The following is a 13,457-nucleotide window of genomic DNA, read 5'->3' as shown; positions in this document are numbered from 1 at the left end:
ACCCAGCCCGCCGAGTGCGGGCTTTATTTCGCCTGAAGGAAAGCCATGACTGACCTCACTCTCGCTGGCAGCAAAGGCGGCGCGTCCAAGCCCCGTCCCTCCGTAGAGGCGCCAGACAGCCTGCAAAGTACGGCCTATGCCCGTATCCTCGATCTCGTCAGCGAAGGCGAGATTGTCGGTTTGAAAAACGATAAGCGCTCGGTATTTCTCGACGAGACGCCACTGGCCAACGCCGATGGCAGCCTCAATTTCAGTGGCGTGACCCTCGATACACGCAACGGCAGCCAGGACCAGACGCACATCCCAGGCTTCCCTGCCGTGGAAAACGAAAGCCCGGTGTCCGTCGAGCTGCGTAGCGATCAGCCCTGGACCAAGTCCTATTCCAACCTGCAACTGTCGGCGGTGCGGGTTCGCCTGGCTGTCACGCGGTTGTCGCAGACCAACACCAGCAACGGCGACACCAACGGCTACACGGTGCAATACGCTATTGATCTAGCCACCGATGGCGGCGCCTTCGTGCAGGTACTGGCGGCAGCCTTCAGCGGTAAAACCACCACCAAGTACGAACGCTCCCACCGGGTTGATCTGCCACCGGCAAAAAACAGCTGGACCCTGCGTGTACGCCGGATCACACCGAACTCCACCAGTGGCGCGATCGCCGATACCACCACCGTGGAGTCGTCCACCGAGGTGATCGACGCCAAGCTGCGCTACCCGGGCTCGGCGCTGATCGGCCTGCAATTCGATGCCGCGCAATTCCAATCGATTCCCTCGCGTTCCTTCGAGCTGCGCGGGCGGATCATCAAGGTGCCGAGCAACTACGACGCGCAAACCCGCACCTACAGCGGCGTGTGGGACGGCACGTTCAAATCCGCCTGGACCGACAACCCGGCCTGGATCTACTACGACCTGCTGTTGCACCAACGCTACGGCCTCGGCCACCTGCTCAACGCCGGCCAAGTGGATAAGTGGGAGCTATACCGCATCGGCCAGTATTGCGACCAGCCAGTGTCCGATGGCAAGGGCGGCACCGAACCGCGCTTCACCTGCAACTTGTACCTGTCGGTGCGTGCCGATGCCCTGAAGGTGCTGCAGGACCTGGCGACCACCTTCCGCGGCATGGCCTATTGGGGCGCAGGTTCGGTGATGGCAGTAGCAGATATGCCGGAAGACCCGGTCTACACCTACTCCAACGCCAACGTCATTGGTGGCCAATTCATCTACGGCGGGTCAGCGAAAAAGACTCGCTACACCGTCGCCCTGGTCAGCTGGAATGACCCGACGGATTTCTATCGCCAGAAGGTGCAGTACGTCGACGACGCCGAAGGCATCGCGCGCTATGGCATCCAGCAAACCGAAATCAGTGCCACCGGTTGCACGTCCCAGGCCCAAGCCCAGCGCATCGGCAAATGGGCCTTGCTGACCAACCGCCTGGAAACCGAAAGCGTGACTTTCGCGGTCGGCCTCGACGGCACCCTGGCACGCCCCGGCCAGATCATTCGCGTGGCCGACAACGACCGCGCCGGCCGCCGCATTGGCGGGCGCCTGCGGGATGCGACCCTCGACAGCCTGACCCTGGATGCCGAAGTCAGCGCCACGGCGGGCGACACCATTACCTTGGTGATGCCCAACGGCAAGGCCGTGTCCCGTGAGGTCAAATCCGTCAGCGCCGCAGGTGCGGATGAGCAGTTGGTTGTGTTGCAAACCAAGCTCGACGAACTGCCCCCGGCTCAATCGATCTGGGCCATCGACTCCGCGACCCTGGCTTTGCAACAGTTCCGCGTGCTGTCGATTTCCGAAGACTTTTCGAATGACGAAATCAAATATAGCCTCAGCGCGGTCAAGCACGTGCCGAGCAAGTTCGCGGCCATCGACAACGGCGCGAAAATCGACAGCCCACCCATCACCGTGATCCCGCCGAGCGTGCAAGCGGGCCCGACCGGCGTGACGGTCAGCAATGACCATTTTGTTGAGCAAGGCAGCGCGGTCAATGTCATGACCATCGAGTGGCAGCGGGCGGCCAATGCCATCGCCTATGAGGCTTACTGGCGCAAGAACGACGGCGAATGGGTCTACGCTGGCCGCACGGGTGGTAGTTCTATCGAGGTGTCCGGCATTTATGCCGGGCGTTATGTGGCCAAGGTGCGGGCGATCAACGCGCTGGATATCGGCTCCCTCTATAGCGAGTCTGTAGAGACCGTACTTAACGGCAAGACCACACTGCCGCCGATCGTGGCAGCGCTGACGACGGAATCGTTGGTGTTTGCGATCAAGGTGAAATGGCAGATTCCGCAGGGGGTGAGCACGGCGGATTTGCAGCGCACGGAGGTCTGGTATGGAAAGACTGCCGACCTGGCGATGGCGACCAAGTTGGGGGATTACGCGTATCCGCAAAGCGAACTGACGTTGATGGGCCTGGGTGCCGGTACATCACTTTTTTTCTGGGCAAGGCTGGTGGACCGCACCGGCAACATCGGGGCTTTTTACCCGGTGAACGGGGCTGTGAATGGCCGTGCAAGCTCTGATCAGACTGAATACGACGAATATTTTGCCAACACCATTGGCAAGGGAGCGCTGTACGAGAGCTTGCGTCAGGAAATTGATCTTATCGGGGGGGCTGGGCCAGGATCGGTGAATGATCGGTTGGCCCAGGCGAAGAAGGAATTTCAGGATTTGATTGCTGAAGTTTCCGATGCCTTGGAGTACGAGCTCACGAAGCCCTATACAAAAGGTGACATGGTCCGCCGGGGACAGCATTTGTTTCAGGCGATCATTGCCGTGCCTGCCAATACTCCACCGCCAAACCCTGGTTATTGGTTCGATGTAGGTACCGTTGCCGAAACCAATGCCGCCATGGCGTTGGAAATCAGCAAGAACTCCAGCGCCGTAGAGGCGGTAGACGGCAGGGTCAAGGCTACCTCCGAGAAACTTGATGGTGTCTACGCCTTGGTCAAATCCGGCTCTGTCGGGGATGAGGCTGGGAGTGTCGGCGACGATACATCGTCAGTAGGTGTTTGGTCGCTGATGTCGGCGATTGCAGAGCGGGACTTCGCGCAATCACAACGCTCCGATGGGCTGGAAGCCAAAGTGGGACAAAACGCCGCAAGCATCCTGGATGTGGCGAAAACGTCGGCAACCGTCACCCAGGCTCTGGCGTCTAGGGTAACGACCTTGAGTACCAAGGTAGACGCCAACGCTTCGACCTTCACTTCCCAGGTCAACCTGTTGACCGCTGCGGATAAGGCGCAGGGTGAGAAACTCGAAAATGTTCGAGTGGAGGCTGGAAAAAACAACTCGAATATTCAGGAGACCAACCGGGTATTGGCTACTACCGATGGCAAGGTCTCGGCCATGAAGACGCTCAAGGTCGAGACCAGCAAGAACGGCAAGAAGGTAATAGCGGGTCTTGCCCTGGGGGCCGATGGTGATACCGCTGAGATCATTGCTTTCGCCCAGCGCTTTTCGGTGGTTGATGAAGTGGGGGGGGCGTTGGTGACGCCGTTCGTAGTCGATAACGGCCAAGTATTTATCAATACGGCGGTTATTAACACGGCATTTATCCAGAACATCGTTTTGGGTATGACCCTGACGTCTGAAACCAAGGATGCAAATGGCCTGCCGCTGCTTGAGATTAATGTCAAGGCGGGTACTTTTACCCTTCGTAGCGCGGGAGGAGGTGGTTCTGCCTTGCTCAATAATGATGGCTTGGCGGTATTTGATGCTGGCGGCGTGAAGCGAACTATGGTCGGGAGGTTGTCGTAATGGCGGAGTATGGATTGAATGTTTTCGATAGCCTTGGCGTAAAGACTTTGGGTATGGAGGATTTTACGATCCAACGTCTTAGTTCGAAGATTATTCCGGCTATTACTGCCGGCGGCGGAGGTGTGAGAAGTAACTACGATATCATCATGGATGTGCCAGGTTATGACCCCGCTAAATGTTTCGTTCTCATTACGCCCAGAAAGTACGCCGGGTATGACCAGACAATATCTGATAGTTGGCCTGTTCTTCCTACCTATAAAGAACTGGGGGGGACCCAGATAGGTATACGCACATGGTTGAATTACGGCGTGTATGACGGTCATCGCTATAAATATTACTGGTCAGCCAGGACGGTTGAATGTGTCGTTGAAGTGATGAGGGTGACCTGATGGCTTATGGACTTTTGGCAGCAAATAGCACGGGCGATGTAGTCATCAGTAGCGACAATAAGGTGTTGGTATTCTCTGAGCGGGGGCAGTTCAGAATCCAGTCTAGATATACAGATAGGCCGGGTTATGGTGCTGCCAATTTTGCAAAGCCGATTCTAACGCAAGAGCCACCCCAGATATTTTTAAGAATTATCACGCCCAGCCATCCGAGCTTGAGCCTTTACACTACGATACTCGGTGGGCCAGGTGGATGGACGGGATTCAAAGTTACGTCTGGCACCATGGGCGGTAAATACCTTCAGAATCATCTTATGGAATACGTGTCGTGTAAGTATGCTGATCAGAGAAGTAAGAGCGCTTACGGCATGGAGATTTATGATGAACACGCCAACGTAGATTTCTCGTCAAGTGATCGGGTTGTTCGCTATAGCCGGTTTACAAAAAGTTGGTCTTATAGTCAATCCGTAAACTATTTTGATACATGGGATAGTGGTTTGGTTATGGATGCAGATGACTACTTGAGTGTCTCCAGCATGGATAGAGGGATGAGCTGGTTTGTTAATCACGCGCAGTATGCCTCTTTGCATATGATGACGGGTAATGAACGTAGGGTGCGTGTGAGCGTTCAACGTTCGACCTTGGGTGATTCAATTAATATTGATAATTTGGGTGTGACTTGTTTTTCAATTCCAGTCTGTAAGTTTCCTATTGAGCGCTATTACAACTGACACTTCCAAGTTGACGGTGTTTTCGAATACCACACATTTGCGATTTTTTCTATTTGGGATACTCAAGTGGCACGACAAGAAATCAATCTTGGCGCACTCCCCAGCGGGATAGGCGGAGACACTTCGCGTAGTGCGATGACCAAGATCAATGCGATGACCTATGAGCTTTACAATGGTTATACCTTGGCAAAAGCCAATGGCTGGGGAGGGACTACCCCCATCGTCATGCAACCCACCGAAAGTGCCGATAACTTACCTATTGTGAATGGGCTGTTCATGTTCGGGAATGGTGGTATCTCCCTGCCTTACCCTTACGTATTCATTATTCAGGTGCTCTCCGGCTCAGGTGGGTATGTGCGGCAAATTGCCTATAGCCTGTTGGAAAATATGACCTGGGAGCGTCAGTTCTTGCAGGGGGCCGCAGCGGGCAAAGCCTGGACGCAAGTTATCAAGGCGGGTGATTTTGGCGTGGGCGGTGTCGTCAAGATACTGACCACCAGTGCGGACGCATTGGCGGCCACTGGGGAGTACTACGGCAATAATATTCCCGGCCCCAACGGTCCTAACAGTTACGGCTTTTTGTCGCACAAGTATTTGTCGGCCGTGTACTCCACCCAAGAGTGGGTCAACCCCGACACCACTAACACAGCGTTCAGGCGAGTCAATGCTAACGGCACATGGACAGCATGGGCGCGTCTGTACACCGGCGCCAATGCCGAGGGCGATCCAGTATCGGGTCTCGGGTTAATGAATAAAACAGTGGTAGGCGGTTGGAATATCAGCAAGTACATCAACGGCCAGATCTGCATTCAGGGCTATAGTCCGGTCAGTGCGGTATTGCCACCTAATCAGCCTACGGTGGTGACGGTTGCTTTGCCGGTAGCAATCGTATTGGGCAGTGGCAGTGTTTATGTAAATCCGCAGCCTCAGATGACTTATGAACATTTCGGCGCGTTGAACTGCTACGTCAACGGGACCAGTGCGGTGGACATCATCATCAGAAATGGCTCGACAGCTCAAAGTTTCCAAAACGCCGTGACTGTATGGGGAGCCTGGAAATGATCAGGATCAAATTGTTTCCCTTCTTGACGGATGAGCCGCTGAAGGTCTCTGTGCACGATGAAGTGATCACGGTCAATGGTCGGGATTTTGATCTTTCGGTCATCCCGGACGGATACCGCCTTCTGGCCAGTGCCATGGACAGTGACTGTTTTGTCGATACCGTCGCACGTATCGGCGGCGACCTGACCCTGACGCTTAAATTGCCGGTCAAGTGGGATGACCCGCTGTGGCTGCGAAACCCGGCGGAGCCTGGGATCATTGAGGTGATCTCTAATGGGCCAGTTGAAGTACCCACCTCGGCAATAACTGAAGAGTGGTCAGCACCCTCCCTGGAAGAGGTGATCCATGATTGATGTCAGCCAGTTGCAAAAAATAAAGAGCGCCCAGGAGCTGGAAGATGATCTCGCCCTGGATCAGGCCCATGGCTACCTCAGGGACAGTGACTGGTATGCGTTGGCGCAGATGGAGGAGGGCATTCTCATGCCTGCCGACATCCAGGCTGCTCGCAATGCGGCACGCGCCACGATCTACCGGCTTGGTGAAAAACATCTGCCCTGAGAATGACGCAGATACCCCGTACCCGCTTTTTAGCGGGTTTTTTATTGCACTGACTATGGAGAGTCCACATGGCACGACAGGAAATCAATATTGGTGCGGCACCCACTGGCGTCGGTGGTGACACACCGCGCAGCGCCAGTATCAAGATCAACGCAATGACCCAGGAGTTGTTTGCCCGCCAGGCTCAGTTGGGTACGGCAGCCACTCAAAACGTGGTGACCGGCAGCGACGACTTCACCCCAGGGCGGGTGTCAATGATGGGGCATGCAGGTTGGGGCAGCACACCGATTTCAAAACAGCCCACGGATGATGCCAATGAGTTGCCTCGAGTCAGTGGTCTGTTTCAATTCGGCAATGGCGGCATCAACCTGCCTAACCCGTTTGTACAGATTCTGCAGGTTGCTAACTCCGGCGGTTATGTGTGGCAAACCGCGAAGGCCATGCTCGATGAATCGGTTTTTACTCGGGGTCGACGTGGCGACGGTCTGTGGTCTCCGTGGCGTGCCGAAATCAACACGTCGGTCTTCGCCCTGGGGACCGGGCCAGGTGCAACACCGGGGGAGTTGATTGGGTTGTCGGCGGCGCAAACAGCCTCGCCGAATAAAGCCAATACGGGTCTGTACAGTTATTACGGTCACCCGGACGGAGTGCCGGGGTTTACTGCAGTCAGTGTGCTGTCCCAGGCCTGGGGCCATGATCCGCAGTGGCGTGCGCAATTGTCCATGGCGGTATCGGGGGATGGTATTCACTTTCGCCAGTTCAGTGTCAACCCAGGCGCGGCTGCGCCCAACTGGCGCAGCATTCTTCATAACGGCAACGCGATTTCCGGGGTGCTCAATGCTGGCCCTTCGGGTGCTTTGCCAATTAACTCCGGGCTGATCGAGCGTGGTGGTGCGCTCGATAACTGGTACTTCCGCTTTGCCGGCGGCCTGCAAATCTGTCAGCAGCGGTTTACCGGCTATACCGCTGGTGTCACGCGCAACGTTGCATGGCTGGCGGCTTTCGCGGACACGCCTGTGGCGGTGTTCCCCAACATTTACCCGTCGGTTGACTGGGACATGTCGGCCAGGTGCTACGGCAATAGTGGTTCCTACTTTTTTATGTCCGACCGGACGCTGAACAATATCGTGACAGTGACGGCAATCGGGAGATGGCACGCATGATTATTCACCACGTTCCTTTTCGGCCTCTTGGCACCGCTATTCCCACGACGGCCATCGTCGAGGGCGAAACACTGATCCTGAACGGCGAAAGGATTGATCTTTCACTGATCCCTGACGGGATGACCCTGCCCATGTCCGCCATCGGACATGAGTTGTTCGCAGGGCCCGTCAGTCGTCGCAACGGTGAGATCGAGTTGACCTTGAAATTGGCCGTTAACGCAGGTGCACCAGCTTATATGTGGCAGAACGGCAGACTCCAGGTATCGGCCGGGCCCGTTCCTTTCCCGGTTGAGCCAATTGATCCGCCCACCCACCTGGCCAAACCTGTTGAGGGTCTGAACGATGTTTGATCTGTCGAAGTTGGAAAAAAACCAGACACTGCAAGACCTCCAGGCGCAGGCGGACTCCCGTGAGGCCCGCGCTTATCTTGCCTCTACCGACTGGTACAGCTTGAGGTTCCTTGAGGAAAACACACCCATACCCGAAAATGTTCTGGCGGCCCGGGCGGAGGCGCGTGGCAAGGTCCTCACATGACGCTCGATCAGTTCCAGCAAATGTTCCCGAATGCCCGCTCTCAAGCGGGCATTTTCATATCTGCTATCAATTCGGCCATGCTGAATTGGGACATCAACACGCCCAAGCGCATCGCCGCGTTTCTCGCCCAGATCGGCCATGAGTCCGCCGAGCTGCGCTACGTCCGAGAACTAGGCAGCGATCAATACCTCAGCAAGTACGACACCGGTAACTTGGCCGCACGCTTGGGTAATACCCCCGAAGCAGATGGTGACGGTCAAAGGTACCGGGGCAGGGGGCTGATCCAGATCACGGGGCGTCGCAATTACCTCGCTTGCAGTCAGGCACTGTTTGGTGATGATCGCTTGTTGAGGCAACCCCATTTATTGGAACAACCGCAATGGGCCTGTGAATCCGCCGCCTGGTTCTGGCAAAGCAACGGGCTCAACGAACTGGCTGACAAAAACCAGTTCACCACCATTACCCGGCGTATCAACGGCGGACTCAACGGCCTGGAGGACCGCTTGCAGTTGTGGGCGCGGGCGAAGGCGGTGCTATGCGTTTCCTAAGTGTGTTGCGGTGGATCGGCATAGGCCTGCTCATGGCGCTGGTGTGGCAGTTGCAGGCCTGGCGATATGGTGCGCAGCTGGAGCATCAGGCCGCTTCCCATTTGCAAACGTTGAACCAGCAAAACCAGGCGGCGCTGAGCCAGCAGAGGGCGGAACAGGAAAAGCGCCTGGCCCTTGAGCAACAACTCAACGCCAACGACCACCAACACACCCAGGAGATGAACGATGCCCAACGCAACCAAGCTGCTCTGCGTGATCGCCTGGCCACTGCTGATGTGCGGTTGTCAGTCCTTTTCGACGCCGCCGATTCCGCCAGTGGCTGTACAGTGCCAGCCACCACCACCGCCGGCAGCCTGGTTCATGCAGCCCCGCGAGCCCGACTTGACCCGGCGCATGCTCAGCGAATTATCCGCATCACCGACGACGGCGACAGCGCCCTGATCGCCCTGCGTGCCTGCCAGGTGTATGTGCAGGCCGTCGCACGTTAGCCTCTTGATGCACTCTCTATCTTGCATGGTCGATAAGCTCCTGTAGGGTAGGCGAACCCCTCGCTCATTCCTGGAGAAGACCGTGAAGGAAATCACTCAACTGGCTGCCGACCTTGGTCGTCGTTTGCAGGTGCTCAATGCTCACGTCACCACTGCCGAGTCCTGCACCGGCGGCGGGATTGCCGAGGCCATTACGCGGATACCGGGCAGTTCGGCCTGGTTCGAGGCGGGCTATGTCACCTATTCCAACCGGCAGAAGACGCGGCAGTTGAACGTGCCGGAAAAACTTTTCTCCAAAGTAGGCGCCGTCAGCCAGGAAGTGGTGGAGGCCATGGCCCGTGGCGCGCAGGAAAAAAGCCTGGCGCGCTTTGCCGTCGCGGTCAGCGGTATTGCCGGCCCGGATGGCGGTTCGCCGGACAAGCCGGTCGGTACTGTCTGGCTGGCCTTTGCAGTAGGTGACGAGGTCACGGCCGAGCTTGCGCACTTTCCCGGCAACCGCGATGACGTCCGCCGACAAACGGTAAAGGCCGCGCTGGAGGGCTTGTTGCGACGAGCTGCAGCAGAAATAGAAAAACAGGGGTAGGCGATCCCGTATCTTTGTGGAACAATACTGTCTACTTATACAGGTGTTGGCCGTCAGGCCTTATTGATTACGTGAGGACTTTAATGGACGACAACAAGAAGAAAGCCTTGGCTGCGGCCCTGGGTCAGATCGAACGTCAATTCGGCAAGGGTGCCGTAATGCGTATGGGCGATCACGACCGTCAGGCGATCCCGGCTATTTCCACTGGCTCTCTGGGTCTGGATATCGCGCTCGGCATTGGCGGCCTGCCAAAAGGCCGTATCGTTGAGATCTACGGTCCTGAATCTTCCGGTAAAACCACCCTGACTCTGTCGGTGATCGCCCAGGCGCAAAAGATGGGAGCGACCTGCGCATTCGTCGACGCCGAGCACGCCCTGGACCCTGAGTACGCCGGCAAGCTGGGCGTCAACGTCGACGACCTGCTGGTTTCCCAGCCGGACACCGGCGAACAGGCCCTGGAAATCACCGACATGCTGGTGCGCTCCAACGCCATCGACGTGATCGTGGTCGACTCCGTGGCCGCATTGGTACCCAAGGCTGAAATCGAAGGCGAAATGGGTGACATGCACGTGGGCCTGCAAGCCCGCCTGATGTCCCAGGCGCTGCGTAAAATCACCGGTAACATCAAGAACGCCAACTGCCTGGTGATCTTCATCAACCAGATCCGTATGAAGATCGGCGTGATGTTCGGCAGCCCGGAAACCACCACGGGTGGTAACGCGCTGAAGTTCTACGCTTCGGTCCGTCTGGATATCCGACGTACTGGCGCGGTGAAGGAAGGTGATGAGGTTGTCGGTAGCGAAACCCGCGTCAAGGTTGTGAAGAACAAGGTGGCTCCTCCGTTCCGTCAGGCCGAGTTCCAGATCCTCTACGGCAAGGGTATCTACCTGAACGGCGAGATGATCGACCTGGGCGTGCTGCACGGTTTCGTCGAGAAATCCGGTGCCTGGTATGCCTACAACGGCAGCAAGATCGGTCAGGGCAAGGCCAACTCCGCCAAGTTCCTGGCAGACAACCCGGATATCGCCGCCACGCTTGAGAAGCAGATTCGCGATAAGCTGCTGACCCCAGCGCCGGACGTGAAAGCTGCCGCCAACCGCGAGCCGGTTGACGAAATGGAAGAAGCAGACACTGACATCTGAAGCAAACGATGACTGTGGTACTGGATACACTCGTCGCCGTTCGGCGCACTGCGATGGACCTGCTCGCTCGCCGCGAGCATGGTCGAGTCGAGCTGACGCGTAAATTGCGTCAGCGCGGCGCAGAGCCTGAGATGATCGAAACAGCCCTTGACCGGTTGACGGAAGAGGGGCTGTTGTCGGAAGCCCGTTACCTTGAAAGCTTTGTGTCTTACCGCGCGCGATCTGGCTATGGCCCAGTGCGAATTCGCGAAGAGCTGAGCCAGCGTGGCCTGCAACGTGCCGATATCGACCTCGCGCTACGTGAATGCGGTATCAGTTGGCAGTCGCAGTTGGAAGACACCTGGCGTCGCAAGTTTGCCGGTCACCTTCCGATAGATGCCAGGGAGCGTGCGAAGCAAGGTCGTTTTCTGAGTTATCGTGGGTTTTCCATGGACATGATCAGTCGCTTGTTAAGCGGTCGAGATATGGACGATTGAACGCTACAAAACAAAAGGCCCACTATGAAAATAGTGGGCCTTTTTTTTCGCCTGCAATAAAGTCACGCGGGTTCTGGCGTCACCCGTTGCTGCGTCTTGCCCTGAGCCTGCGCCCAGTTTTCCGGGAGGTTGATGTAATCCACCAACTCTCGTAGCCGCCCCTGATCGCGGCCATTGAAGTTGAACACCAAGCGGGTCAAATGACTGAATCGCGGTTCGTCGTGGTCTTCACCTGTATAGGCGAGTTGCTGGAACTCACCACTGAGCCGCAGGCTGGCAAATTCTTCCTGCAAATGGGCCAAGGCATGGTCGCTGAGGGGATGGTGCATGCGCACCACAAACTCACGCTTCAACCAACGGGTAGAGTGGAAGTTGGCGTAAAACTGGTTGATTTCGTCCACCGCTTCCTCGGCGCTGTAGACCAGGCGGATCAGCTTGAGGTCGGTGGGCAGGATATAGCGATTGGCTTCCAACTGGCTGCGGATAAAGTCCAGGGCGCCTTGCCAGAACCCACCACCCGGTGCATCCAGCAATACCACCGGCACCAGTGGGCTCTTACCGGTCTGAATCAGGGTCAACACTTCAAGTGCCTCATCCAGGGTGCCGAAACCACCCGGGCATAGCACCAGCGCATCGGCTTCCTTGACGAAGAACAGCTTGCGGGTAAAGAAGAAGTGGAAGGACAGCAGGTTTTCGGTGCCATCGATGGTCGGATTGGCGTGCTGTTCAAACGGCAGGGTGATGTTGAACCCCAGGCTGTGCTCCAGGCCCGCGCCCTCGTGGGCTGCGGCCATGATACCGCCGCCGCCGCCGGTGATGACCATCAGGTCGGAACGCGCCAACGCAGCGCCCACTTCTCGGGCTAACGCATACAATGGGCTTTCCACAGGTGTGCGTGCCGAGCCGAATACTGTCACCTTGCGCCGCCCCTTGAACTGTTCGAGTACACGAAAGGCGTGGTCCAGTTCGCGGATGGCGCGCAGGGTGATCTTGGCGTTCCAGCGGTCGCGGTCGTCCTGGGCCATGCGCAGGACGGTGAGGATCATGTCGCGATAAAGGGGGATATTTGGGCTATTAGGGGCGATCAGCTGGATTTGCGCGTCGACCTGCTGCGTGAGGTCGGTCCCGTTTTCTTCAAAATGACGAAGCAATTGCTCATTCGATTCATAAGGCATTCAACTTCTCCTTCTTTGCAGGGCCTGGGTAGTCGACGAGAGCGTCGTCGGGGCCACGACACTGCATGTGTCGCGACATGCCGCAGGAGGGCAGGCCTTTCTTGCCCTGAAAGTACTACAGAACAGCATTGAAACTGCTGTGGATGGGCGTATGGGATGGCTGATCATGGGCTGAAAAACCCTTGGCTGGCAACCGCTTATTGGTCACCCATCACGAAGTTCGGTTGTTGGCAGGAAACGCAGCGGGGGCATACGCGCTACTGGACAGCAGCGCGTGAGGAGTCAGCAATGGTTACTTTTTCTTCTTTGCCGGCGCCGGGCAATCGGCCTCAACAAACTTGACCGACGCTACAGGACGGTTGGTCTTGTTTTCGGTGATTTCGTAGCGCATCACCGCGCCCTTGGCCATCAGCTCGCGATAGCCCGGGTTGGTGCACACACTGCGGCCCAGCTGGAAGTACACAGCCTTGGGGTTGGCGCGCATCTGTTCGGCGCGATCAGGTAGCACGCTGAGGTGATCAATCAGCTGCATGCCTTCGACGGTGTAGGCCACTTCCAGGGTCTTTTCATCGATTTCCCGGGGCAGGTCCTTATTGCTTTCAGCCGCGACGCTTTGCAGCTTCCTGTTCATTTGAGCCTCCAGCAGCGAGGCCGCATGGGCGCCCATAGGCAAGGCCAACGCAAGGGCGACGGATGGGGCAACAAGGCGCAGCATGGAACGCAGCATTAAACTCTCCTGATTCGGTTACTGGTGCATAGACCAGCCACTGCGCTGTGCGTTCAGTGGCGCGCAATTATAGGTGAGCCCTTGCCACTACAGCCAGGCGTATCGCTGGTAAACTGCGGGCA

15 protein-coding genes are annotated in these 13,457 nt (G+C 57.0%); 13 read left to right on the top strand and 2 right to left on the bottom strand.

Annotated elements, in window-relative coordinates; translation table 11 throughout:
* The first annotated feature begins 45 nt into the window (after nt 1-45).
* The 13 genes from BLU48_RS19295 (at nt 46) to recX (ending at nt 11,433) form a co-directional block, all read left to right on the top strand.
* A complete protein-coding gene (locus BLU48_RS19295; RefSeq protein WP_057021852.1) occupies nt 46-3,762 on the top strand; it encodes a TipJ family phage tail tip protein in 3,717 nt (1,238 codons plus the stop codon).
* The gene (locus BLU48_RS19290) at nt 3,762-4,151 is read left to right on the top strand and encodes a hypothetical protein (protein ID WP_057021853.1); all 390 of its coding nucleotides are present in this window, start codon (nt 3,762-3,764) and stop codon (nt 4,149-4,151) included. The genes BLU48_RS19295 and BLU48_RS19290 overlap by 1 nt, the downstream gene beginning before the upstream one ends.
* Nucleotides 4,151-4,879, top strand: a complete 729-nt coding sequence (locus BLU48_RS19285) for a hypothetical protein (protein ID WP_124356024.1) — start codon at nt 4,151-4,153, stop codon at nt 4,877-4,879. The genes BLU48_RS19290 and BLU48_RS19285 overlap by 1 nt, the downstream gene beginning before the upstream one ends.
* 135 nt (nt 4,880-5,014) lie before the next feature.
* On the top strand, nt 5,015-5,941 hold the full coding sequence (locus BLU48_RS19280; protein ID WP_057021855.1) for a pyocin knob domain-containing protein: 927 nt from the start codon (nt 5,015-5,017) through the stop codon (nt 5,939-5,941).
* Nucleotides 5,938-6,294 carry a hypothetical protein gene (locus BLU48_RS19275; RefSeq protein ID WP_057021856.1) on the top strand — a complete coding sequence of 119 codons (357 nt, stop codon included), beginning with the start codon at nt 5,938-5,940 and terminating at the stop codon, nt 6,292-6,294. Before BLU48_RS19280 ends, BLU48_RS19275 begins: the two co-directional genes overlap by 4 nt.
* Nucleotides 6,287-6,499, top strand: coding sequence for a hypothetical protein (locus BLU48_RS19270; RefSeq protein WP_057021857.1), 213 nt, complete (start codon nt 6,287-6,289; stop codon nt 6,497-6,499). Before BLU48_RS19275 ends, BLU48_RS19270 begins: the two co-directional genes overlap by 8 nt.
* 68 nt (nt 6,500-6,567) lie before the next feature.
* On the top strand, nt 6,568-7,662 hold the full coding sequence (locus BLU48_RS19265) for a hypothetical protein (protein WP_057021858.1): 1,095 nt from the start codon (nt 6,568-6,570) through the stop codon (nt 7,660-7,662).
* Nucleotides 7,659-8,012 (top strand): hypothetical protein, encoded by a 354-nt coding sequence (locus BLU48_RS19260; RefSeq protein ID WP_057021859.1) that lies wholly within the window; start codon nt 7,659-7,661, stop codon nt 8,010-8,012. Before BLU48_RS19265 ends, BLU48_RS19260 begins: the two co-directional genes overlap by 4 nt.
* A gap of 180 nt (nt 8,013-8,192) precedes the next feature.
* Nucleotides 8,193-8,744: a glycoside hydrolase family 19 protein gene (locus BLU48_RS19250; protein ID WP_057021861.1), complete on the top strand. Its 552-nt coding sequence runs from the start codon at nt 8,193-8,195 to the stop codon at nt 8,742-8,744.
* Nucleotides 8,732-9,232 carry a lysis system i-spanin subunit Rz gene (locus BLU48_RS19245; RefSeq protein ID WP_057021862.1) on the top strand — a complete coding sequence of 167 codons (501 nt, stop codon included), beginning with the start codon at nt 8,732-8,734 and terminating at the stop codon, nt 9,230-9,232. The genes BLU48_RS19250 and BLU48_RS19245 overlap by 13 nt, the downstream gene beginning before the upstream one ends.
* Before the next feature lie 82 nt (nt 9,233-9,314).
* Nucleotides 9,315-9,815 (top strand): CinA family protein, encoded by a 501-nt coding sequence (locus BLU48_RS19240; RefSeq protein WP_046071230.1) that lies wholly within the window; start codon nt 9,315-9,317, stop codon nt 9,813-9,815.
* Nucleotides 9,816-9,898: 83 nt separating this feature from the next.
* Nucleotides 9,899-10,957, top strand: a complete 1,059-nt coding sequence (gene recA / locus BLU48_RS19235) for a recombinase RecA (protein ID WP_005785454.1) — start codon at nt 9,899-9,901, stop codon at nt 10,955-10,957.
* Between the two features lie 8 nt (nt 10,958-10,965).
* Nucleotides 10,966-11,433 carry a recombination regulator RecX gene (gene recX, locus BLU48_RS19230; protein WP_057021863.1) on the top strand — a complete coding sequence of 156 codons (468 nt, stop codon included), beginning with the start codon at nt 10,966-10,968 and terminating at the stop codon, nt 11,431-11,433.
* Between the two features lie 62 nt (nt 11,434-11,495).
* Here the strand turns inward: recX and BLU48_RS19225 are convergent, their stop codons facing one another.
* Together BLU48_RS19225 and BLU48_RS19220 are read right to left on the bottom strand one after the other, a co-directional pair.
* Nucleotides 11,496-12,608 (bottom strand): LOG family protein, encoded by a 1,113-nt coding sequence (locus tag BLU48_RS19225; RefSeq protein ID WP_056847464.1) that lies wholly within the window; start codon nt 12,606-12,608, stop codon nt 11,496-11,498.
* Nucleotides 12,609-12,900: 292 nt separating this feature from the next.
* Nucleotides 12,901-13,335 (bottom strand): PA3611 family quorum-sensing-regulated virulence factor, encoded by a 435-nt coding sequence (locus tag BLU48_RS19220; RefSeq protein WP_043048893.1) that lies wholly within the window; start codon nt 13,333-13,335, stop codon nt 12,901-12,903.
* Nucleotides 13,336-13,457: the final 122 nt, after the last annotated feature.

This window comes from Pseudomonas synxantha, assembly GCF_900105675.1.
GTDB lineage: Bacteria > Pseudomonadota > Gammaproteobacteria > Pseudomonadales > Pseudomonadaceae > Aquipseudomonas > Aquipseudomonas synxantha.
Note: the sequence above shows the minus strand (reverse complement) of the source record. Positions and strands in the feature narration are given on the sequence as shown.